Raw genomic sequence first — 23,640 nt, 5'->3', positions numbered from 1 at the left:
AATTTCCTTAGTTATTTCTCCGCTGGCTATGGATAAACAAGCCAGTGATACTTCTGTTCTCGTAGGCATTGCGGATCGCTACAGCAAACAGCTCAGCAACACTCAACACTTTGATCTTCGATATCTTTTGCCTCAACGGGATCGTATCGCACACCACCAGTTCTTCCAGCACACTATTCTCGATATTCGAGTAAGCGTTACCACTTAAAACCGGGTGTGTACACAAGGCGCGAACGCTTCTGGCTCCCTTGTCTTTCAGCAAACCAGCCGATTTGGCCAGGGTGCCGCCCGTGTCGCAGATATCATCGATAAGAACTACATCCCTGCCGGCTACATCACCGATCACCACCATGCTCGCAATTTCATTCGCACGCTTACGATGTTTGTCGCAAATCACCATTTCAGCATTGAAATAGGAAGCGATTTCACGAATCCTGTTGGCGCTACCCACGTCAGGGGCCGCAAAGGTAAGGTTTTCAAGCTGAAGTTGCTGAATGTAAGGGATAAATATCGCCGAGCTATCGAGATGGTCTACCGGAATATCGAAATAGCCCTGAATTTGCGGAGCGTGTAAGTCCATGGTAATCACCCTGTCGGCCCCGGCTGCCACCAACATATTGGCGATCATTTTGGAACCGATGGCCACCCGTGGTTTGTCTTTACGGTCCTGGCGGGCATATCCATAATAAGGGATCACGGCCACGACCTTATAGGCCGAAGCCCGGCGGGCCGCATCGATCATCAGCAACAATTCCAATAAGTTCTCAGCCGGCGCAAAGGTGCTTTGAATGAGAAAAACCATGTCGCCCCGGATGCTTTCCTGGAAAACAGGCTGAATTTCCCCATCACTAAACTTTGAAATTGTAATTTTTCCTAATGTAATCCCGTATTTTCGGGCGATCTTTTCAGCCAGGTACTGTGATCCAGTACCGGAGAATACCTTGATGGAAGTTTGCATACACGTAAATGTGCGGCGAAGATATAACGAAGGAAAGGGATTTAATAGAGACCCGTTAGGAAATATTTTCCCCTTGCGGCATTTGTAAAAAGCATATCCTGAAACCACCATTTACCCCTAAGGGCTGTAGTTTCAGGATATCCCGGAACCAGGGCCACCAGGCGGCAGCCGCGGCAGTATGTATTGACTTACAATTATTTGGTAACCGTCAGCAGCACTTGTTTGCCCGGACTTACAGGCATTTGCTGGTGACTGGGCGATTCGCTTTTACGAACGATCGATGTCTTGGGGTTCACTACATGGAAAATGGCCGAACAGATAAAGATGGAAAAGGCCAGCGCCACGCAATACATGCCTATGCAGAAGAGGAATGGCTGGTAGCCCCCGATTGCTAAAAAAGTAGTTTTCCGTTTCATGGGATCCTGGATTAAGTTTTCAATAAAGTTTGGATTTCTTTAACAATAACGACAGACAGGCAAGCTTATTACCCACTGTGGATTACTATTACAGGGGGGAAAATTAACAGATACTTTTAATTCATGCAAGCGAAAAATTACCCCATTAAAGATTGGGACAAGGAGGATCAGCCAAGGGAAAAGTTCCTTAGGAAAAACCCTATGGATCTCAGCAATGCAGAACTGCTGGCGATCCTGTTCACCAATGGGCATATCGGCATATCTGCAGTGGGGCTGGGCCAGGAATTGATGCGGCTGGCCAACAACAATCTCAATAACCTGTTCAAGCTCAATGCTGTAGACATGACGCAGATCCGTGGCATCGGAGAAGCCAAGGCGGCCATCATCATGGCGGCCTTCGAATTGGGCAGGCGCCGGCATGCGCTCGAGTCGTTTGACCGGTCGATCGTCACCAGTAGTCAGGATGTGGCCAATTACATGCGCACCCTGTTGCGGGATAAATATTCGGAGGTATTTGCCGTCCTGTACCTTAGCGTTTCCAACCGGGTAAAACACTTCGCCATTATCAGCGAGGGAGGCATGACGGCTACCATCGCCGATCCACGGCTCATTATCAAAAAGGCATTGGAGGTAAATGCCATCAACCTGATCCTTTGTCACAACCACCCTTCGGGCAGCCTGCAGCCCAGCGCCGCCGATCAGCTGCTTACGCGTAAGATCAAGGAGGCTGCGAAACTGTTCGACATCTCTGTACTGGATCACCTCATCGTTAGTGAAGAAGGTTATTTCAGCTTTGCGGATGAAGCCATGTTGTAGCGTTCATATTGTGAAACACGCTGGCCTATAAAGGCATCAGGCCTGGGCAGTAGGACCGCCGAAGTTCAAGGGAAGCTGTACTTCCTCGAGGTCTTGAATTTTACCGTTAAGTGATTCAAAACGGTTAACATTTTCCGTGAGGGCTTTCATGAAACGCTTGGCGTGCTGTGGCGTTAGAATAATGCGCGACTTAACCCGGCTTTTGGGAGTGCCAGGCATCACATTCACGAAATCGATCACAAACTCAGCATGCGAATGAGTAATGATAGCCAGGTTAGCGTACATACCTTCTGCTATTTCTTCACTGATCTCAATATTAAGTTGATTCGGTTGCTGACTTTGGTTATCCATGCTTAAACATATTAAGGCCGGTAAAATTACCACCAATTCCTTAATACGCCTATTTTCTCTTGACATTAAAAAAGGACTGCCCTTTGGAGGCAGTCCTTTTACTTATGAGAAGTTGAGATTATTTAACCCACCACATCTTGGCGTAATTGTCGTCTTTGCCACCGAGATCGGTTACTGCTTTGTCGTAATTCGTCTTGTTCAGGGAAGACTCAGTGGTCGGATATCCGATCCGCAATGGAATACCACGCGGATCCACCGCATCCTGGGCAGCTGTCAACTTGGGGAAACCAGTCCTGCGCCAATCGTTCCAGGCCTCCCAGCTATTCAGGTAAGCATGCACCCATTTCTCCGTGATGATCTTTTCCTGTCCGGTAGCTGATGAATAGACTACTTCAGGGAGTGCTATATAAGTGTCATAGGCTGTCTGATCAAATACACCATATTGTTGCCAGGAAGCCTTTATAGCGTCCTTATACAGGGTTTCTGCTGTCGCGTCGTCTGGTGCGCCTCCATATCCCAGCTTGGCTGCTTCTGCCCGGCAAAACAATACCTGTGCATAGGTAAAAATAGGCATCGCCGAACCCTGGCCCCTAAAATAAGAACCTATACGACTAAATGCCGATGGTATATTAACGGCAGCACTCCTGCCATAAGGCAATCCTACGACCTTGCCGCCCAACACCTCTCCGTAGATGGGCAAACGGGGATCATTCTTGGGGGTCATATAATTCGTCATCGTTGTGCTGATGGCATAGTCGTTCCGGTTACTCACGGAATAGTTGTTGTACCAGGGATTGTAGTTGTTGGGGTCACCCGCAACAAATTTGTACAAGATATTCTGAGCATTGCTAGTTATCACACCTGCCGAAATGGCCGCAGCAAACTCTGTCTTCCCTTTCGCAGGATCGGCTTTGGAAAGGCGCAGTGCCATAATCATCCTGGTGGTATTGGCAAAACGTTTCCAGGCAGCCATATCCCCATCAAACAAAATGTCGCCCGTAACACCTGCCTCCCCTTCCTTGATTTGTGCCACGGCTTCAGAAAGCTCTTTGAAAAGGCCTGTGTAAATATCCTGCTGTTTGTCGTACGTAGGCGAAAAAGCCTGGGCTCCCTTTAAAGCATTGGAATAAGGGATGTCGCCCCAGCGATCGGTCATCAGGAGGAAAAAGTAGGCTTTCAGGATCCTGGCCACAGCAATCTGGTTGTCCTTGGCTCCATTGAGACTGGGGGTTGCCGATACGTTGCCTTCATTATTGTAATTGATGATCGTTTGAAGATTATATAAGGGCCCATTCAGATTGGATGGGGGGGTAACGGCGCCCGATCCGGCATACCAGGCCGTAAATGTCTGGTTTCTGTCATTGTAAAGGGATGGCCCGGGATATGGACCTTCTGCCAGATGTTGAACATAAAGCGCAGCAAGTCTGCTTCCGGCGATATTGCCCATTGTTAAATCGGGAAAGGCCTGTAAAGAGTTCGTCAGCAAATTCTTCGTTGCAGCACTTAGCAATTGAGTTGGATCGACATTTGTGTCTCCGAATTTATTACATCCTGCCACAAGCAGGGATACACTTATTATTCCGATTATTTTTTTCATTTCAAATACATTAAGGTTCTTTCGAAAATGGTTAGAAGCTTACACGTAGGTTGGCGCCAATCTGCCTGGTAGCAGATAATTGACCGCCTTCACGATAGAATACCTCCAGTTCGGAAGGATCTACGCCATATTTCTTCGAATTAGCCCAGATCAGCCAGGCATTCTGAACGATGATTCCGAAATTGACGCTCTTGGCAATCCCCAACTTTTGGATTATCCTTGTTGGGAGACTATAGCCAAAACGAACCTCCCTAAGCTTAATGTAAGAAGCATCTAACAGTACATTGCTTGCATCCATTTGGCGAGCGGTGTACCAAAAACCTCTTGCAGTAATATATCGGTTGTTGGGAGTTCCTTTACCATCATTGAATACGCCTGGTATGAGAATACCACCTTTGCCAGTGTTGCCACCGTCAAATGTCCAGGTTCCGGGATAGTCTCTCCAGTCATTTCCTTTGTCGTTAACGCCAACTGTTTCTTCCGACAAACCAGCGCCCGTATTGAAGTTCCTGGTTTCGGAATAAAACAGACCGCCGCTTTGATAGTCGATCGAGAAAGTCAGGTCGAAGTTCTTATACCGCATCGCGTTGAACATACCACCGGTCCATTTCGGCAACACCTGGCCAATATCTTTGTTGGTCTCATACTCCGGCATACCAGTAGAACTCTTAGTGCCGCTGGTACTTTGATTGTAATTGATCAGGGTTTTCCCTGTAGCAGGATCAGTTTTCCATTTACGACCCACGTACATACCCCATTCTTTACCTACACGGTGCTCCAGGCGTGTATCATACCGGTTTGTGGCATACAGGTAAGTATTGAGTCCGGGATAAAGCTCTTCGACCATATTTGTATTTCTTGCCCAGTTGAGGCTAACCTCCCAACTGAAATCCTTTGAAGCAACAGGTGAGCCGCTAAGTGAGATCTCAATCCCCTTGCTAACGATCTTTCCTGCGTTGATCTGCACAGATGAAAACCCGCTCGCCGGCGAAACATCCACCGGCAGGATCTGATTGGTATTGTTGTTTTGATACACTGCTACGTCCAGTCCTATGCGGTTAAAAAATCTTAATTCAACACCTGCTTCATAGGCACTTGTCAAAGATGGTTTTACCGGAATATCTCCGCCTCTTAAGCGGTCGCCGATAGCCACTGAGAAGTTACTACCATAAAAAGAACCGATATTGATAGCAGTGTTCAATTCATGCGGATTGAGATCGGAACCAACAGAAGCATACGAAAGGCGCAACTTACCAAAGGTCACCACGTTTGTAATACCCGAAGTCTTCAACAGCTCGGTAAACACGAAGCTGGAGCTTATGGATGGATATAAATAGGAGTTGTCTGATTCGGGCAGTGCGGAAGACCAATCATTACGCAAAGTACCTTCCAGGAATACTACATCATCATATCCAACAGACACCTTACCATAAATGCTGTTCACGCGCTTTTTTGAGTAAGAACGGAGCGCTGTTGGCTTTGCAATGGAAGCGCGGATATCAAAATAGTTGGGAGAACTAAGGCCACCTGCAGTAGCTTCTGAGAGCTGACTGAAATACTCCTGACGAATATTACCTCCCACCAAACCATCGACGGAGATCACACCAAATTTATTTCTGTAGTTTAGATTGGTCTCATAGTTCATTTCCCGATAGTTATTCTGCAGAATTTCGTAGGCATCAAGGTTCAATCCACCGGTAGCTGTTTTGAAATCATTTTGATTGCTATAACTGTTCATCCTTGCATAAGACTGCAGGTTGAAGTGATTATTGAACTTAATGTTCAGACCAACATTACCAACCAACCGATTGTTCCGTTGCGTGCCGTAGTTCTCATTCACCACGAAGTACGGGTTATCCCAGTATTGGGGAACACTATAATCGGCGAAATTCCCCGTGTTATTTGGGTCTCCAATATTCCAGGAGTTAAGGCTGCCGTCAGGCTGCCGGTATTGTTTCATCCGATCAATATCCAATTGCCGTTGAAACCACTGGTTGAAGTTCTGTTGAATGTTCAGACCATCCAGCCTGTAGCCTTCCAGTGGTTTACCCTTTGTATTGGAAGTAGTATAGGTAAGATCGGTAGAGACCACCATGTATTTGCCTACATCCACCGAACCGTTGATACCAAATTGATTCTGGTCCCTTTTCGAATTGGGAATAACAAGGGTTCTGTTTTGATTGCCATATGTTGCCCGGAAGTTATACCCTTCTCCCCCACTATAAAAACTGACAGAGTTATTCAGGTTAACGCCGGTGCGAAAGAAGTTCTTAACGTTATCCGCTTGAGCTGTCATGGGTACAAGCTGGCCAAATTCGGCTCCGGGATACCAGGAGTAATACGGACGATAAAGAGAACCATCAATCTTAGGGCCCCAGCTTTCATCGGCACCATATTCCAGCATCCGTTGTCCTTCAAAAGGAGCCCAGGATGCAGGATGCCCTTTCGATGGGCGATAGTGGAAAATGTAATATCCCTGGTCATCCAAAAAATCGGGGCCTGTCCAGCCCGACGGATTTAATGATTTTTTGGTAGCGTAGTTTGAAGAATATCCACCAGCATACTGGTTTTGATAAGGAGGAATAATGGCAAGCCTTTCCGCCGTCACACCAAGGTTTACATCCACGCCGCTTACCTTTTTACGAGTGCCCTTCTTCATCGTAATGATAACGGCGCCATTAGCGGCACGTTGTCCATACAATGCTGTAGCAGCAGGTCCTTTCAACACGGAAATGTTTTCCACGTTATCCATAATCACCGCCGATTGGTTAGTAATGGTACCGTCCACGACAAAAATAGGCGACTGTGGACCGAGACCTGTAACACCCCGGATCAGGATCTCCGCATTGTCGTACGTGGAACTGGGTGAACCGACCAGTTGAACGCCAGCGACTTTGCCCGCAAGTGAAGAACTCACATCCAGCGATTTGGCAACGGTTAAATTCTCTCCCTTTACTTCCTGTACAGCATAACCCAACGCTTTCTTCTCTCTCCTGATGCCCATGGCCGTTACCACCACTTCATCCATGGCGCTCACCCGCTCTACGCGGGCAGAGATGACATCACCCGTGCCAACGGTTATTTCAGCAGGCTTCATGCCAACCGCTGTAATGACCAATACATCTCCGGTGGCTGCATTGATCCTGAAGCCACCATTTTCATCGGAAGTAACGCCAACTTTGGAACTTTTAACAACAACAGATGCAAACGGAACGGGGCTTCCTAAGACATCTGTAATGCGGCCTGTGACAGACCTCGTTTGTGACAGTGTGGGCAATGCAAGGCATGCCAGCACTGCAAGCAGTGATAGAAATTTTCTCATGTGACAGTTAATTTTGGTTTGAACTTATTAAATATAAGAAAATATCATGCCTTTTACAAAATTTTAACAACAAATACTTGCCAATGTGAGAAACGCTACTTGAATCTGCATCTTCGATAAAGACACCGTTAGATATCACTATGCCGGCTTGCAAAAAGCCGCACTTCGACTAATGCGATCGGAAACGCGATCCTCTCAAACCCACATCAGTCCTGCCTTCCAGGGCAGGTTAAAAACAAAAGCCCCTGCCGGAACGGACCGGCAGGGGCAATAGAAGAATTTCTATACTAACTACTTCAACTGTGTATTGCAGTAAGCAACCAGCCTGATCAGATCATCCGGATTGCCGAAATCAATATTATTCTCTTTAATATAGTTCTTTATAACCTCGTTGTCTTTAAGTGGAAATACCTTCAACAACTGTTTCTCGTTGTTCGCTTTATAAAAACTGTTCCCTCTTTTGAGCCAGTATTGACTGAGCACATCCACCTTGTAATTTAACTGATTCGGGCGGCTAACATAAGCAGGCGCCACCGCACTATTGGCATTGTCGCTGACACCACGCTTAGTACCTTCCTTGTTGGTAGAAGCAACGATCGGTTTCCGCTTGTTAATATAGGTGGCGAACAGCCCAATGGTAGAGTTTTCCAACACTTCGTAGAAAGTAGATTCAAAGGGAACAAATTTCCGGTTGGCCATGATGATGGAGTCGACATCCGCATGATTGGTAACAGTCATGATCTGACCATTGCTTTTGAATACGACGTTTTTTGTCTCTGTGTCGTAATTCAAGTCAGCTTCCTGAACAGCTCCATTCTTCAAAAAAACCTTTCCCGCATAAAATTTGGAGAGCAGGAATGTATTGAGCAAAGTTTTCTCGACCGTAACAACCTGGGCAAACAAACTATAAGGTGTCGCAGCGAGTAATACGAGTAGTAAGGCCAGCAGGCTACATTTTCTCATAGACAACGATTTAAAAAGTTTAGAGAAGAGGTTCATATAAAAAAAAGAGACCAGCTATTCAAAAATAGCTGGTCTCAATATTAAGCAATTAACCTGATATAACAATTAACGTGGACGCACATACACCAGTGTATCCGTTGCCAGCCTCGCAGAAGGACCCGCACCCCAGGTAAAGGATACGTAGAAAGCCTTTTCTGCAGGAACATAACGGCAATTGTAACCGGGAGCATTGATCGCACCACCGTCACTGGACACATCAACCGAATTATCTCCGTTAACGGTTAGGATCGGATTTCCAATGCCTACGCCGGTGTTATCAGCCCAAACCTGCAATTCGCCAAACTGAACCTTGTTACCGCCTACAGTAACCAGGTCCATGCCCTCTGCACGATTACGGGTGCCCGTCTTGGCAGGATCACCAGCCCTTAAAGAATACAACCTCAGTGAGTAGTGACCATCGTAGATATTACGCAAGCCGAAGGAGTAAACAGCTTTACCCCAGTTTACACTGATGTTGCCTTTAGAGGCAGAAGTGATCTTGATCGGCAAACCATAGCTCTTCGAGAAATCAAAGGTCGGTGTATAGGTAACCTTAACAGGCACCTGTACCATCCGCGTACCTTTTTTAATCACTGCGGAAGTCGGCATTGAATACAAAGTCGTGGGAGGAGCTTCATAATGCGCTCCGTTGGTGGTATTATAATATGCCATCAGATCGTTGTCCAATCCCAGGTTTACAGTGATATCTTCAGGAGCATCCTGAGCACCGGAATAGCTTACGTTCACATTGAAAGTGGACGATTCGCCTGGTTTCAGCGTCCCAAGGTCAGAGTAAAAGCCGGGGAACTGAGATTTTGCAACAGCCAGGTTATTACCGGTGTTAGCCAGTGCGATCGTGCTTTGCGCAGTCTCCGGGTCAACGTTCATGGTAGCCTCCTTCAAACAGCCAGTCAGGCTGAAGGCGAGGGACGAGAACAACAATGTCTTTATTGTGAGATGTTTCATCTTAAAGTTTTTAAAAGTTACTTAGCCCAGAAAATCAAAGAAGTGAAAGGTGAAATGTTCTTGGGAACATTCGTCGTGTTGTAAGAACCTTCGGAAGTTGGATACAAGATCCGTGTAGGGAGCCTGTCAGGTCTTGTGCTCTCCGACGCAGTCGACGCAAAAGTTTGTGATCCTGTTGCACCAGCTGTGTTCAACAGTGTAGGATAACCTGTTCTTCTGTATTCGTTCCAGGCTTCCTCGCCATTCACGAAGTTGAGGGCAATGTACTTCTGGGTAATAATAGCTTCTATCTTCTTTGCTTCATCCGTAGCCAGGTCAAAGTTTACAAGGGGGCTGGCAATGTTATCTGTTACGTAAGCTGTAGCATCTGCAACAGGCGTTTTGCCGGCAGCGAGGGTGCCATCAGGAAGTTGGTACAGGTAAGTGTAAGAAGCCTCGATTCCTTTATTGAACAACGCCTTGGCGTCACCAGTAATTATGTTACGAACCACTGCTTCAGCTTGCAGGAAATAACTTTCCGCTGCTGTGATGATCGGCATGCTCGCTTCGGGGCCTTTCAACACACCCGTTGCATTACCGGCAGAAGTGCCGGTTCTGTTGGTGCTGGGATACCAGAAGCTGCCACCAGGGCTGGCGATTACGCTGGTATTTTCATAACCAAGACGGTTGTGAGCCGCGCTGGGGAACTGGTAGTAAATAGCCGCTCCGCGTTTGGAATCAGACAATCTCGTACCGTTGTACATTGAATAAATGAACGTATTAGGCATCCAGGATTTGCTGCCATCGGAACCTGTGTAAGAGAAGCCCCAGGTGTTCCACTTGGGATTCTGCCTGTTGTTATCCCTTCTGTAACCAGGATTGATAGTTGCATCAGCAGTCAGGAAACCTGCGTTGTCGAAAGTGCTGTTGGAGAAAGTCACTTTACCTCTCGCACGGATCAAAATGCGAAGTTTCAGTGTATTGGCAAATTGCTTCCATCTTTTCATATCAGCATGGAACATTACGTCCGCAGTAGCACTCAATTCACGGATACCAGGCGTGGTGGGAGCAGCATTGATGTCGGCAATCGCCTTGTCAAGCTGATCGGCCAGATCTTTGTAGATCACCTTGGCATCGGTATAAGCAGGAGACAATTTTCCAAGCCCTTTCAACGCTTCTTCATAGGGAACATCGTTGTAAGCGTCTACCAGCAACTGGAAGCCGTGCACTTTCATGATACGGGCAACGGCATTGTAATACTTCATGCCTGGAATAGTATCCGTAGGAGCCAGGATAGCCTGATAATCTTCCAGCATATCATAAGTGCCAGACCAACGGGCTGAGTTGTCGTTAGTCGAAAAGTTGTAGGTGATAGCCGTACCAAAACCGCCGTATCCACCTGCATTCGCTGAATAACCTACCAGCTGCGAACCGTAAGAGTTAAATCCGTTCAACACAGATGCAGTCGTGGTGAGCGCATTGGGAAGGATCAGCACCGGCGTCGCAGTGGTCGCCTTATTGGGGTTCTCGTTTATATCAAAGTACTTCTTACAGGATGTGCCCAGGGTCACACTTCCCATAATAGCTATTATAAGCGCTTTTTTCATACTGTTTTGTTTATACGCTCCTGCCGGCCACTCTTCACTTGCTTAAACCATGAACTATTGGAGGCAGGAACAGTCTCTGAAATGTTAACTGAAAATGATGTTAGAATTTGAAAGACAAGGTAGCTCCATAGTAACGTGAAGGAGGCGTTTGTCCCAAACCAGTAAGACCAATACCATTGCTGTCGTTACCTGCATCACTGTATTCAGGGTCGGTATAGTAGTTATCGCGAGCCATGAACAACAACAGGTTACGTGCCTGAACACTGATATTGATACCTTTGAAGCCTCTGATCTTTCTTACGATGTTAGCAGGTACACTGTAAGTAACCGCCAATTCACGCAATTTCCAGAAATCAGCAGAGGTAACATAGTTCGAAGAAACGTCCCTGTTGATACCATCAGACCAGAAGCCTGCGTTACCATTGGGAGTTCTCACCATGTATTCAGTATTGGGGATGTAGCTGCCGGGTTTAGCAGGATCTTCTACAACTGAGTTGGGGAATACAAATCTTTCACGGTTGTAGATGGCTGTTCTGTATCCGGTACCAGCCCAATCCAGTTCAGATCCCATTGCATTGTAGACCTGCGCACCACCACGATACTCCCACAGCATGGAGAAAGTAAAGTTCTTATAGGTAACCGACGCATCGAGGCTCAGCCTATTCTTGTAAGCGGAATTGCCAAGAATAGAGATAGTATCAGACTTGGTTGGCAAACCAGTAAGACGATCTACGATAACACGACCGCCAGCATCACGCTTGTAGTCGAAGCCCATGATCACAGGGAAAGTCTGACCGGCAACAGCATAAGAACCAGGTCCGTCTGCACCGTAAGTAGCCAGGGCCAAACGGGGAAGATCCGCATTGATGAAATTAACCTTATTGTCAAGGTAGGTGTAGTTACCACCAACAGTTACAGTAAAGTCATTTGTCTTGATGGGCGTATAGTGAGCAGTAGCCTCAAGACCACGGCTTTGCGTTTGACCTGTATTCGTTCTCAGACCAGAAAAACCACTGGCACTTGAAATACGGGTATTTACGGTTTGATCATCTGTTTTGCTATCGTACCAGGTAACATTCGAAGTGAAGCGGTCTTTGAAAAGGTTCAATTCAAAACCAAATTCATAGCTGCCAGTCAACTCTGGTTTCAATTCGGGCGCAACCAGGGTGTTGTCTACTGTATAACCAGCAAGTGTTCCGTAAGGGAAACCATTTGCATTACTGCTATAAGTAGGAACCAGGGAATAAGCTCCGAAATTGCCGCCCAGGTTAACCTGACCAACCTTAGACCAACCAGCACGAAGTTTCAGGTAGCTGATCGCTTCTGAACTCTTGATGAAATCAAGGGCATCGCTGGCAACGAAAGAAACGTCAACCGAAGGATACATGAAAGAACGGTTGTTGCTGTTAAGAATTGACACCCAGTCATTTCTTAAAGTACCATGCAGGAAGAGGTAATTCCTGAAACCTACACGGAAGTCACCGTACATACCGATTTGACGTGCTTTGAAATTCGACTCACTGGCATCAGGAGTACCAACGCCATAAGAAACGTTGTACAAACCGGGGATTACCAGACCACTTGCACCAACATTTACGAATTTAGCTTCGTCCTGACGCCATTGACCGCCACCGATCAATTTGAAGTCAAACTCACCAACTTCATGGGTGTACTGAGCAAATACGTCACTGAGCAACTGAGTAGTATAGCTGCTACCATCAGACACTGAACCAGGAATATCGGCCTTTGAGCTTTGATCAGTATGCTTGGCATATTCAGTATACAGGAACTCACCTACAGTATTCTTGTTCGAATAGTTCCTGGTCACAACACCCTGACGGGCAACGATGTCCAGGTTCTTTAAAGGACTGTACTTGATTTCCAGGCTACCAGTCAAATAGTCATTCCGCTGCTTGGAACGATAGTTATCAGCACTGAAATAAGGGTTCTGATACCAGGGGTTATAGAAACCATTGGGGTTTGCGAATTTATCTGTGCGCCAGTTTTTGTATTTGGTGATATCAACGTTTGAAGGCATGTTCAACATGTTGGCATACATGCTACCTGTTTGGGTAGTGATATCGTACCTGTTTTGAATATACGCTACGGCATAAGTTGCCATGATATTCTTACCCACTTTGCGGGTACCGTTTACACGGAGTGAAGAACGATTGAATTTGTCGCCGGGAGTAGTTCCGGTTACTGAAGCATATTGACCAGAAAGGTAGAAAGTAGACACATCATCACCTGCAGACAAAGAGAAGTCTGTTTGGTTAGTAACACCTTTCTCCCAGAAATCAAAGTGACCTGGGTTGTAAGCATAGATCGCAGAATCCTGAGATCCATCTTCGAGGAAATCACCTAAAGGTCTTTTGGTGCCATCAAACTCGGGACCATAAGACTGGTTTTCCAGATACGAGAAGAAAGGCTTGCCATTAGCATCAGTACCATAAGTACTACCACCAGCGCCATACTTCTTCTGTATTTTAGGATAGAAAGCAACTTCCTGAACTGTAACCGTGTTGCTCAATCCAACTGAAATAACACCTTTTTTACCTTTCTTGGTAGTTATAACCACCGCACCGTTGGAAGCTTGTGAACCATACAGGGCAGCAGCACCAGATCCGTTCAGAACTACAACGTCCTCAACGTCTTCAGGATTCAGGTTACCCAGGATGTCATTTGGCACAATCACGTTGTCCAACACCACCAACGCCTGGTTGTTACCAGTCAAAGAACGCTGACCACGCAGGATCAAACGGTAGTTGGGGTTTACACCACCACCGGTTGCGTTGATCTGCAAACCAGCTACTTTACCTTGCAAACCACCTGCAACTGATACAGATTTACCAGCTACCAGTGATTCAGCCTTGATCGTCGTAGTGGCAGTACCAATTTCTTTCCGCTTGGATTTAATACCACCAGCGGTTACGATAACTTCTTCCATCACCTTGTCAGTGCTGGAAAGCGAAACCGTTAAATTAGCCTGATTCTGAACTTTGAGCGTGATGGGAGTGAAGCTGATCGCTGAAACTACCAGAACATCGCCTGGTTTTGCGGTAATCTTGAAATTACCATCTGAATCAGCAACAGTTGCAACGTCGGAACCTTTGATAACAATGGAGGCATTAGGGACTGGTTGCTTGTCTTTGTCAACCACTTTACCGGTGTATTGTTTCGACTGCGCATAGGACAGCGTAGCAAAACACACCAGCACTGCGAGCAGTGATAGGAGTTTACTCATGTGACTGTTAGTTTTTTATAAGTCCGCTAAAATAGAGGAACTTTTGAATCAAAAAAAAAAATGTTAAAAAACCGTGAAGGAATAGACAAAGGGACTTTTGAAAGTGCTGCAACCTTCTATAAAAATTTCTAAAAGCATTAAATATCAATCAGATCTAATACGTTTTAGCAAGGGATTAAACACTGTTCTTCAATGGGTTTTATCACAATTCCGGCACCTTTACAAGGCACGAAAAGACTGTTTCAGCCACTGCTATTCTCCAACAATACCTGAATACCCTTACCGCAATAACAATTTTCGATTACACGCAGATAATATTTGACTGCCCCGCGGGCAAGTATCAAATGTGCCCATCATCCACCTATTCCTGTTTTTTCCGCCCCCCACTCCCATCAACCCACAAAAAAAAGCCGGCCGTGGAGAACCACGCCGGCTGATTACAGTCACAAAAGAAATAAATAGTTACAATTAAGGCTTTTCAACCCAGGTCTTGGTAGTCAGTTCATCTGCCCCTTGACGTTGGATCACAGTATTGTAATTCGCAGTATTCAAATCGCGCTCAGTAGTAGGATATGCCTGACGGCGGGGGATCTGTCCACCCGATACAGGAGCTGCATCCTTTGCAGGCGTCAACACCGGAAAACCAGTCCTTCTCCACTCAGCCCAGGCTTCATAACCGTTACCGAGGTAACTGGCGATCCACTTTTGGTTTTGAATGGTTTCAACAGCTTTCGCTGCATTGTAGGCAACAGCCGGTTGAGCAATATAGGTCGCATAAGAAGCGCCAACGCCAAACTGCTCCAGTGAAGCCTTGATGCCCGCCAGGTAAAAAGTTTCAGCAGCAGCTTCACCACCACCGATCCAACCCAGGTGCGCGGCTTCAGCCTTCGCAAACTGGATTTGAGCATAAGTAGTTACAGCAGCCTTCGACCCTTGCAAACGAAATGTTCTTCCAATCAGAGAAATGGTACCGGGAGCATCAACCGTACCGGCAGAAACACCATTGGGCACGGTCTTCAAACCATAGGGCATGCCCACATAAGTACCTGCAGAAGTAAGATCGGCAAAAACAGGTAAACGTGGATCGCTCAATGACTTCAGCTTATTCACCATCGTTTCGCTGATAGCGTAATCATAGCGCTTGCCAATATTATAGTTATTATACCAGGGGTTCTGGTTGTTGGCATCGGCCAGGTATTGATAAAATACATTGTGGCTATTGCCAGCAAGGCCACCTGCAGTGGAGGCATCGGCAAATTCAGCCTTACCCGTAGTGGGGTCAGCAATAGACAAGCGCAGACCAATGATCATGCGGATCGAATTGGCCCACTCTTTCCACCAACCCATATCACCACCCAGCAGGATGTCGCCGGTAGGACCCGCGCCATTGTCGATCTGAGCAATGGCTTCTTTCAGTTCTTTCAACAGAGCCTGGTAAACCACTTTCTGCTCATCGAACTCAGGAGTAATATCCTCAACGCCCTGGAAAGCGGCAGAATAAGGAATATCGCCCCAGCGATCAGTCATTTGCATAAAGATGTGGGCTTTCAAGATACGGGCCGCCGCCAGCTGATTGGCATTGGAACCACCAGCTAAAACATAAGGCTTGCTCTTCGTCTCAGCATTAGAATTGAGCTTGATGATCGTTTGCAGATCATTCAAAGGACCATTATAAAGACCGTTGTAGTCAAAAATACGGCTGGTGTACAAGGAGGCAGTAGTGTAGATCACCTCCGAGATATGCTGCACATACAACAAAGGATCGGCAGCAGTTACAGCGCCGGTTCCGCTGCTTAAGCTGGAACGCATGGCACTGGTCAGTAACAAAGCGGTATTGGGGTCCGATGGATTGTTCGGATCCACATTCATATCGCCAAAGTCTCCCGGCTTACTGCACGAAGTCACAACCGTAGCGACCAGTAAGCAGGAGGTGATATATTTTACAAAAGTTGATTTCATAATACTCTTTTTTGAAAGATTAGAATTGCAGCTTCAGGTTAAAACCGAGGGTACGGGTGCCAGGCAACTGACCCGAGTCCATCCAGGGAGTTTGCAGCTGAGAAGGATCAATTCCTTTCACAGTACTGTAGATCAACCAGGGGTTTTGAGCGATGACAGAGAAATTGGCATTTTGAATATTCAACTTCTGATACCAACGCTTGGGCAGGTTATAACCGAGTCTTACTTCACGCAGCTTTACGAAAGTGGCATCGTATACCCATTCTTCCCAGAGAGAAGAAAGCACTGTTTCATAGTAATCTTTGGTCTCGATATAAACATTGTTCGTTTTACCATCGGATGCACGAACACCATCTACACGAACACCACCACCGTCGTCAACAGCATCACGTTTTGGATTTCCCTTGTCGTTATTGCCAACAGTGAGTTGAGACAGACCTGAACCTGCATTGATCATGCTGGTCAAAGACATCAGCTTACCACCTTTCTGGAAGTCGATAGAGAACCCGAGGGTGAAATTCTTATAAGTAACTTCATTGAACACACCACCGGTAAAGTCGGGCAGAATAGAACCCAGCTCCTTGTTCTGCTCCAGTAAAGGAATACCTTCATCATCTACCAGGATCTGGCCAGACTCGTTACGCTTGTAACCAGTACCGATCAGCATACCATAGGTTTCACCTACACGGGCATTCACACTGATACCAGGAGTACCAACGAAACCAAAAGAAGAACCTAAACCGGCAGGGTTAACAGCCAGGTTTTTGCTTTCGCCGTAGAGAGACTTAACCTCATTGCGGTTGTAACCGAAGTTGATATCGATATCCCAGCTAAGGTCTTTCGTCCTTACAGGAGTACCACCCAGATTGATCTCAATACCGTGGTTAGCGATATTACCCGCATTTACGAGCGCAGCGCTATACCCAGTGGTGCTGGGGATCGTCAGGTTCAGGATCTGATCCTTGGTCTCACGGCTGTAATAGTTGAAGTCAAAACGGATACGGTTACGCAGGAAGCGAAGCTCAGTACCAACCTCGTAGGCAGTAGACAAAGCTGGCTTCAGGGTATTGTTGGGGATCGTGTTGGGAACCGACAATGTTGGATAAGTATCATAAGGAGTACCTACCGTATAAGTCTGGTATACGTTGTAAGCAGCCAGATCAGATCCAACACGCGCCACAGACGCCCTCAGTTTACCAAAGCTCAGGATATCGTTCTGGGGAAGCAGCTCTGTAAACACAAAAGAAGAAGCAACACCACCATAGAGGTAAGAGTTGTTCGAAATGGGAAGGGCCGAAGACCAGTCGTTACGCGTGTTCAGATCCAGGAACAGGAAGTTCCTCCAACCCAAAGACACGTATCCGTAAGCAGATCTTACCTCGCTGCGCGTTAAAGTATTGTTGGTAGTAGGTCTGTTCTTCGAAGCTGCTATATTATAATAGTTAGGGATCGTTAAACCACCCGCCGTTGCTTCGTTAACATAATTGCTGTAGTTGGAACGTTTTTCAGCATAAGCACCAGCACGCAGAGAAAGATCACCAAATTCGTTATCGTACTCCACGCTACCCACAAAGTTCAGCTCGCGGGTATTGTTCTGGTAAGTGCGGAAGGCATCCAGGTTCAAAGTACCCGAAGCTACCCTGCTGTCGAAGTTCTGATTGTATACATCAGCACGGGCCAGCACCGTAGCTTTCAAATGAGAGTTGAATTTGTACGTACCGCCAATGTTACCATAAATACGTTGACGTTTGTTGTTGCTGATATTCTCATACACCTCCGTATAGGGGTTATCCCAGAACTTCGGGCTCAGGTCACGGGGGCCGTTTACGTTCCAGGAAGTATAAGAGCCGTCAGTTCTCTTGTACCTTTTCAGCTTGTCCATTTCCAGGTTACGCTGAAACCACTGGTTGAAAGAACCAGCCGTTTGCGTGCCATAACCTTCTGTGGGCACGTTGAACAGGAATTCATATACATAGTTGATATTCGTATTCAGAGAAAACTTCTTGGTCAGGTCAATAGAGTTGTTGATCGACAGCCAGTTCTTGGTTTGGCGGCTGTTGGGGCTCACACCAGTCCTCGACAGGTTAGTGAAAGAAACACGGGTGTTGGAATTGTCGGTAACCTTTGAAAAAGCAACGTTGGTATTGTAAGCCACGCCTGTTTCATAAAAGTCACGAATATTGTCTTTTTGCGCAACGAATGGCTTCAGCTTGGCATAGTCAGGATCTTCAGGATCCCAGGAATACCAGGGAGCATATAAAGTACCATCCATTTTAGGACCCCAGCTTTCATCAGCAAAATAGTCATAGTACTTTGCACCATCCATAGCAGCCAACGCTGGCGCATCTTTGGAAGGGTCGTATTTGAAAGTGTACCAGTCCTGGTAGTAACCACCACCATATTCATTTTGATACTTAGGCAGCGTAGCTACCCGCTCAAAAGTGGTGCTTTGGTTGAACTCAAGACCAATACCAGCATTCTTCTTGCCCTTCTTGGTAGTGATCACAATAACACCTTCCGAACCACGCTGACCATAAAGAGCGGTAGCAGCAGGTCCTTTCAAAACAGATACAGACTCTACATCGTCCATGTTCACATCACGACCATCGGTGGGCACACCATTAATAACATACAATGGGTTACCGGTTCCGAGGGTATTTACACCGCGGATACGTACGGTAGAAGTACCAAACTTGGCACCCGAACCACCGAGTATCTGCACACCAGCCACACGGCCAGCCAGCGCAGTATTCAGGTCGGTTTGCTTGGTTTGCATCAGTTTGTCACCCTGAATGTCCTGTACAGCTACACCCACAGCTCTTTTGGATTTGGTAACGCCCATGGCGGTTACCACCACTTCCTGCATGGCGCCACTGCTTTGAAGTACAGCATTCAATGTGCTACCTGAACCAACTGGCACTTCTTTTGCACCATAGCCGGTAGCAGTGATCACTAACACAGCACCATCTTGAACATTAATGGAAAATTTCCCGGAAGCGTCAGCAGCAGCACCAATATCGGTGCCTTTGACCTTGATTGTAGCAAAAGGGATGGGATCACCTTTGCTGTCGTTTACCTGGCCGGTCAGGGGACGCGATTGACCGAAAGCCATAACAGCGCACGTCACCAGCGCTGTAAACAGCGATAGAATCTTTCTCATGTGTTAATTAAATTATTAAATACAATTTGGTTGTGACCCGAAGGAATATTGATGTGACTGTAACGAGGTCATACAATTTAGATTCCTTCCATTTTCGGAAAATAAGGCGATGCAATTAAATGAATCATGATCGATTTAAGGATTCCTTAACGCACATTTAACGAGCTTTTAATCCAACTTAACGCTCAATTAACACGGATTAGCAACCGAAAACTACAACCCATGACTGCTACTTACATATCAACCGTTGCAAGCAGCTCTATATTATTCAATCTTTAACATATGATACCAGAAAAGGCAGTGTATCATCTGTAAAAGATTTTTGCTTACTATAACTGTTCAGAACACACTCTGTAGCTAAAAACGACATTAATTTGTTTTTAATCTTTTTGCTAACGGCTAGTTAACAACACCTGGATCCTGAACTCCGTTTTCTGTTTTGTTGTCATCGACTCTAAACCGCTTCCAGTAACAACCTCCTCCGGAAACAGGAACTGCCCTACCCTCCAGGCGATCACACAACCAAACTTCGGTGACCGTTTCCCATAAAACAGCGACGAACAATTATAGCGGCCGTTAACATAATACCGCCACCCTTTGCCACTGAAAGCAGGAATGGAAAAATAAAAAGGTACATCCTGTTCATAAGCATAGATGCGTGAATCATACCCCGCCGTTTCAAAGAACTGAATGCGCAGGTTACCCGAAAAAGGTGTTGGAGGATCGTAGAACAACTCAGTGAAAGCAGAGAATCCCTTTTCAGCGTTGGCGCCAGGCGATGAACGAAACCAAACCAGTTCAACACGACTCCTTATTAATATAGGTGTGCTCGCCTGGAATTGCCATTGGGTTCTCCAGTTTTGCCGCGAAGTCAAAGCAACAGGTTTCAGCACGCCTTCCCCGTCATCATTAACCGGCTTTTGTTCATAACGGTAGCGGCTCAACAATTCAACTTGCTTATTGGGTTTGTACAAAAGCTGCAGCAGGTAATCACATCCATTCCCCGGCGCATTGACACGATATTTCAACCAGGGAAACCGAAAAAGATCGGCATAAGCATCCAGTTGCCATACAGGAGCAGGCCTTAACGACAAGCCCATGAACAAACCCTCCTCATTACCAGGCAGGTAATTTTCAGTAAAAGCATTCCCTTGCACCGTTTGGAATCGCTTATCGATGCGGCGGTACAATAAGGAAAGATCCACCTTCCTGTCAACACTCGTCATTACCCCCTGCACAAATGCTTTATGCAGTTGATGATCGGCCGCGGCTTCGCCAAAAAGATGGAGGTTCTTATAAGTAAAGGCATAATCAACGCTATAATTACTCCATCGCCTGCCGGTGATGGCATACCTGTCATACAACGCAGTGGGCAAGGCAAATCCTTTCGAGAAACGGTATTGTACGGTATTGATACCAATATGCCATAGGCGTTGGCTGTACTTGATAGTGCCCCCCGCTGTTAGCCGCTCTACATTATGGCGGTCAGCCAATTCCGCCAATGTTCGGTGATAGCCAGTCGTTATAAGCGAAGTAATACTGTCATTGACCAGGTTGGCGTCCAACTTTCGTACGGAGGCAAAACCCGTAGCCTCCCATTGACCGGTCTGCAAAGTGACGCCCGCCCCCCGGTGAAAGAAATACTCTCCCGCTGCACTATAGGGTCTCAAAACCGGCCCTTGCCGTTTAACCTGGATGACCGCCGAACTTTTTTTAAATGCCAGACTTTGCCAGTGGATCAACCCCTGCCCCATATTCACTGTAAAATCGCCTAAGGCCAGGCACTTGATGGCTTTGAGGTTGCGCAGATAGAGATGAAAGGAATAAAAGTCAAATCCACCCCGATCTCCTTTTTTTAAGAATGGTTCGCCTGCATCCTTGTCGGCCGTCAGACCATACTGCACCCGGTTACCGTAGCTATAGCGATAGCGGACAAATAATCGAAACGGATCACCAACATAGTGACTGCCGCCGGGAGTAGTAGGCACATCATAACCTTTTGTACGTTCCAGGATGCGTGAAGTACGCAACAAAATAGCATGATCGCCGCCAAACAAACGTTTACCCCAGGTAGCCTCAGTAACATCACCAGCGTTCACCACTACGAAAGGCAATACCTGCCGGATGGTTTCCAGGTTCCAGCCGGGCACAGCCTGCAATTCCTGCACACTCACCAGCTTGCCAAGTAACTTTCTATAGCGCAGCAGTGCATCTATCTGCAAAGCATGGAGCATCGGCAGTAGTTCCAACTCCTCCCGGCTCGCCCTATTGAGGTTTAAGGGATGCTTCCGAAACGATTCCAGCTGCTGCCACGCGCCGTCGTCTTCCGGCGACAGCTCGGTCATTTCCGCCTGGTTTTCCAATTGTTGCTCTGGCTGCGAAACCGGCACCTGCGCATAGGTGAAGCAACCTGCACCAGCAAGCGCCCACAAGAGTAAGATAGCCACTTTCATTCGGTGCGTTCTTTACCGGTATTAAAGATCAGGAGCAGGCCCGGGGTGAAACCTAATTGAGGATGATAACTGCCGGTTATATCGGTTCGCATGTTCTTCCAGGCCCATCCCACACTCATCCACGGCGAAGCAGTGGCAGTAGCCAAACCGGCGCGCACAAATAACTTTCCATCCAGCGCATACTGCAGGCCGGCTAACACAGTAACATCTTTATCTTCCTGCTTAATGACATCAAAGCTCAGCAGCACTTTCTCCGACACCTCATACCCCATGCCCATCTTATAGACCCAGGCCATTTTCTCCTGGCTCTGCTTGCCGTACTTACCACCATAGGGATTGAACACGTGAACACCCACATGCACCTGCCGGGTCATATGCCAGATAGTGCCCACCTCAACAACTAAGGTCCCATCACTTCCATAATCGGCCGCCCGGACCATAGCATAGTTCATCTGCATGCCAATATCAACCTGCCCCAGCTGCATACCGTAAGCAATACCCACCTGCGATTCATTATACTCGCCCGAACCCAGGTAAGTGGCACTGACACCCCACCCACCACGACCGGTCGGCACACCTATCACCGCCTGGAAGTTGGATAACTTATCCTGCATAAACCTTCGTTCGCCATACACGCCCCCACCAGCCCGGGGTAGCCGGGAAAGGGCAGCCTGGTTGGCAGACCCTGAAAAAACATCCACAAAATGATGACTATAAGCTCCCATTCCCATAAACTGGGCCGCCTGAGGATATCGTAAGGATTGGGAATAGGCCAGTAAATTGGCAAAACAACAGCAGACGGATAATAATGCCCCGAAGGACGTCGATAAGCGTTGGTTTTTCAAGTAATTAGTTTTGGAAAGGAAAAACTAACGTAAAAATTTACCAAACAGATTACCAATATTACCTTTGCGCCATGCAAATTTTAGACGGGAAGCTTGTTTCACAGGCTACAAAAGATGAACTGCGCCTGAATGTAGGTCAGTTAAGGACAGAAGGCAAAAAAATACCCCACCTGGCCGCAGTATTGGTCGGTAACAACGGCGCCAGCGAAACCTACGTTGCTTCCAAAGTAAAGACCTGCGAAGAAATAGGCTTCAAATCCACCCTCATCCGCCTCGATGATGATATCAGCGAGTTCAAACTGCTCAACGTCATCGCCGAGCTCAACGCCGATCCCGATATTGACGGCATCCTGGTGCAACTCCCGCTCCCCAAGCATATTTCCGACGAAGAAGTGATCAACGCCATCGATCCCTCCAAGGATGTCGATGGTTTTCACCCGGTAAGTGTAGGAAAATTGGTGCAGGGACTTCCATCATTCATTTCTGCTACCCCGCACGGCATCATGCTGATGCTGGAACATTATAAGATCGACACCAAAGGCAAACATGCCGTAGTGATCGGCCGCAGCAATATCGTTGGCCGCCCCATGAGCATCCTGTTGAGTGCAAACACCAACCCGGGCAACTGCACGGTGACCCTGTGTCACTCACAAACAAAGAATCTGAAGGAACTGTGCTTGCAGGCTGACATTATAGTAGCTGCCCTGGGCAAACCAGAATTCCTCACGGCCGATATGGTCAAGGAAGGAGCCATCGTGATCGATGTAGGTATTACCCGTGTGGCCGATGCGGCCAAAAAAAGTGGCTATAGCATCAAAGGCGATGTAGATTTTGCCAACGTGGCACCCAAATGTAGCTACATTACCCCCGTTCCGGGTGGAGTAGGTCCAATGACCATCGCAGCACTGATGAAGAACACCTACGCAGCCTGCGCCGCCAAGAATTAAAGCGATCAAACCCATATT

The 23,640-nt window shown here is 47.0% G+C and carries 15 protein-coding genes; 2 read left to right on the top strand and 13 right to left on the bottom strand.

Going from position 1 to position 23,640, the window contains the following annotated elements:
• Nucleotides 1–7 precede the first annotated feature (7 nt).
• Both P2H89_RS27650 and P2H89_RS27645 read right to left on the bottom strand, forming a co-directional pair.
• Nucleotides 8–946 (bottom strand): ribose-phosphate pyrophosphokinase, encoded by a 939-nt coding sequence (locus tag P2H89_RS27650; RefSeq protein WP_345799379.1) that lies wholly within the window; start codon nucleotides 944–946, stop codon nucleotides 8–10.
• 206 nt (nucleotides 947–1,152) lie between these two features.
• Nucleotides 1,153–1,374, bottom strand: a complete 222-nt coding sequence (locus P2H89_RS27645) for a hypothetical protein (protein WP_275833234.1) — start codon at nucleotides 1,372–1,374, stop codon at nucleotides 1,153–1,155.
• A gap of 123 nt (nucleotides 1,375–1,497) precedes the next feature.
• Between P2H89_RS27645 and radC the strand changes: the two genes are divergently transcribed.
• The gene (radC, locus tag P2H89_RS27640) at nucleotides 1,498–2,190 is read left to right on the top strand and encodes a DNA repair protein RadC (protein ID WP_275833232.1); all 693 of its coding nucleotides are present in this window, start codon (nucleotides 1,498–1,500) and stop codon (nucleotides 2,188–2,190) included.
• 36 nt (nucleotides 2,191–2,226) lie between these two features.
• Here radC and P2H89_RS27635 read toward each other — a convergent pair whose 3' ends face one another.
• The 11 genes from P2H89_RS27635 to P2H89_RS27585 form a co-directional block, all read right to left on the bottom strand.
• Nucleotides 2,227–2,541, bottom strand: a complete 315-nt coding sequence (locus P2H89_RS27635) for a DUF3467 domain-containing protein (protein ID WP_275833230.1) — start codon at nucleotides 2,539–2,541, stop codon at nucleotides 2,227–2,229.
• A 118-nt stretch (nucleotides 2,542–2,659) separates the two neighbouring features.
• Nucleotides 2,660–4,138: a SusD/RagB family nutrient-binding outer membrane lipoprotein gene (locus P2H89_RS27630; protein WP_275833228.1), complete on the bottom strand. Its 1,479-nt coding sequence runs from the start codon at nucleotides 4,136–4,138 to the stop codon at nucleotides 2,660–2,662.
• Nucleotides 4,139–4,169: 31 nt separating this feature from the next.
• Nucleotides 4,170–7,460 (bottom strand): SusC/RagA family TonB-linked outer membrane protein, encoded by a 3,291-nt coding sequence (locus P2H89_RS27625; RefSeq protein WP_275833226.1) that lies wholly within the window; start codon nucleotides 7,458–7,460, stop codon nucleotides 4,170–4,172.
• Between the two features lie 291 nt (nucleotides 7,461–7,751).
• Entirely contained in the window at nucleotides 7,752–8,423 is a 672-nt protein-coding gene (locus P2H89_RS27620; RefSeq protein WP_275833224.1) for a hypothetical protein, read from the bottom strand.
• A gap of 105 nt (nucleotides 8,424–8,528) precedes the next feature.
• The gene (locus P2H89_RS27615) at nucleotides 8,529–9,428 is read right to left on the bottom strand and encodes a DUF1735 domain-containing protein (protein WP_275833222.1); all 900 of its coding nucleotides are present in this window, start codon (nucleotides 9,426–9,428) and stop codon (nucleotides 8,529–8,531) included.
• Between the two features lie 17 nt (nucleotides 9,429–9,445).
• Nucleotides 9,446–11,014: a SusD/RagB family nutrient-binding outer membrane lipoprotein gene (locus P2H89_RS27610; RefSeq protein WP_275833220.1), complete on the bottom strand. Its 1,569-nt coding sequence runs from the start codon at nucleotides 11,012–11,014 to the stop codon at nucleotides 9,446–9,448.
• 100 nt (nucleotides 11,015–11,114) lie between these two features.
• Nucleotides 11,115–14,258, bottom strand: coding sequence for a SusC/RagA family TonB-linked outer membrane protein (locus P2H89_RS27605; RefSeq protein WP_275833218.1), 3,144 nt, complete (start codon nucleotides 14,256–14,258; stop codon nucleotides 11,115–11,117).
• Between the two features lie 468 nt (nucleotides 14,259–14,726).
• The gene (locus tag P2H89_RS27600; protein WP_275833216.1) at nucleotides 14,727–16,217 is read right to left on the bottom strand and encodes a SusD/RagB family nutrient-binding outer membrane lipoprotein; all 1,491 of its coding nucleotides are present in this window, start codon (nucleotides 16,215–16,217) and stop codon (nucleotides 14,727–14,729) included.
• A gap of 19 nt (nucleotides 16,218–16,236) precedes the next feature.
• Nucleotides 16,237–19,377 (bottom strand): SusC/RagA family TonB-linked outer membrane protein, encoded by a 3,141-nt coding sequence (locus P2H89_RS27595; protein WP_275833214.1) that lies wholly within the window; start codon nucleotides 19,375–19,377, stop codon nucleotides 16,237–16,239.
• Nucleotides 19,378–19,769: 392 nt separating this feature from the next.
• Nucleotides 19,770–21,830, bottom strand: a complete 2,061-nt coding sequence (locus P2H89_RS27590; protein WP_275833212.1) for a helix-hairpin-helix domain-containing protein — start codon at nucleotides 21,828–21,830, stop codon at nucleotides 19,770–19,772.
• The gene (locus P2H89_RS27585; protein WP_275833210.1) at nucleotides 21,827–22,675 is read right to left on the bottom strand and encodes a hypothetical protein; all 849 of its coding nucleotides are present in this window, start codon (nucleotides 22,673–22,675) and stop codon (nucleotides 21,827–21,829) included. Before P2H89_RS27585 ends, P2H89_RS27590 begins: the two co-directional genes overlap by 4 nt.
• Nucleotides 22,676–22,746: 71 nt before the next feature.
• Between P2H89_RS27585 and folD the strand changes: the two genes are divergently transcribed.
• The gene (folD, locus tag P2H89_RS27580) at nucleotides 22,747–23,622 is read left to right on the top strand and encodes a bifunctional methylenetetrahydrofolate dehydrogenase/methenyltetrahydrofolate cyclohydrolase FolD (RefSeq protein WP_275833208.1); all 876 of its coding nucleotides are present in this window, start codon (nucleotides 22,747–22,749) and stop codon (nucleotides 23,620–23,622) included.
• Nucleotides 23,623–23,640 lie beyond the last annotated feature (18 nt).

Origin of the sequence: Paraflavitalea sp. CAU 1676 (assembly GCF_029223285.1) — a bacterium.
Taxonomy (GTDB): domain Bacteria; phylum Bacteroidota; class Bacteroidia; order Chitinophagales; family Chitinophagaceae; genus Paraflavitalea.
The sequence above is the reverse complement of the archived record's forward strand: the minus strand, read 5'-3'. Positions and strand labels throughout refer to the sequence as shown.

Coding starts and splice junctions, on each gene's coding strand:
- P2H89_RS27645 (WP_275833234.1), bottom strand. CDS start 1,374: ATGAAACGGAAAACTACTTTTTTAGCAATCGGGGGCTACCAGCCATTC.
- radC (WP_275833232.1), top strand. CDS start 1,498: ATGCAAGCGAAAAATTACCCCATTAAAGATTGGGACAAGGAGGATCAG.
- P2H89_RS27635 (WP_275833230.1), bottom strand. CDS start 2,541: ATGGATAACCAAAGTCAGCAACCGAATCAACTTAATATTGAGATCAGT.
- P2H89_RS27630 (WP_275833228.1), bottom strand. CDS start 4,138: ATGAAAAAAATAATCGGAATAATAAGTGTATCCCTGCTTGTGGCAGGA.
- P2H89_RS27625 (WP_275833226.1), bottom strand. CDS start 7,460: ATGAGAAAATTTCTATCACTGCTTGCAGTGCTGGCATGCCTTGCATTG.
- P2H89_RS27620 (WP_275833224.1), bottom strand. CDS start 8,423: ATGAGAAAATGTAGCCTGCTGGCCTTACTACTCGTATTACTCGCTGCG.
- P2H89_RS27615 (WP_275833222.1), bottom strand. CDS start 9,428: ATGAAACATCTCACAATAAAGACATTGTTGTTCTCGTCCCTCGCCTTC.
- P2H89_RS27610 (WP_275833220.1), bottom strand. CDS start 11,014: ATGAAAAAAGCGCTTATAATAGCTATTATGGGAAGTGTGACCCTGGGC.
- P2H89_RS27605 (WP_275833218.1), bottom strand. CDS start 14,258: ATGAGTAAACTCCTATCACTGCTCGCAGTGCTGGTGTGTTTTGCTACG.
- P2H89_RS27600 (WP_275833216.1), bottom strand. CDS start 16,217: ATGAAATCAACTTTTGTAAAATATATCACCTCCTGCTTACTGGTCGCT.
- P2H89_RS27595 (WP_275833214.1), bottom strand. CDS start 19,377: ATGAGAAAGATTCTATCGCTGTTTACAGCGCTGGTGACGTGCGCTGTT.
- P2H89_RS27590 (WP_275833212.1), bottom strand. CDS start 21,830: ATGAAAGTGGCTATCTTACTCTTGTGGGCGCTTGCTGGTGCAGGTTGC.
- folD (WP_275833208.1), top strand. CDS start 22,747: ATGCAAATTTTAGACGGGAAGCTTGTTTCACAGGCTACAAAAGATGAA.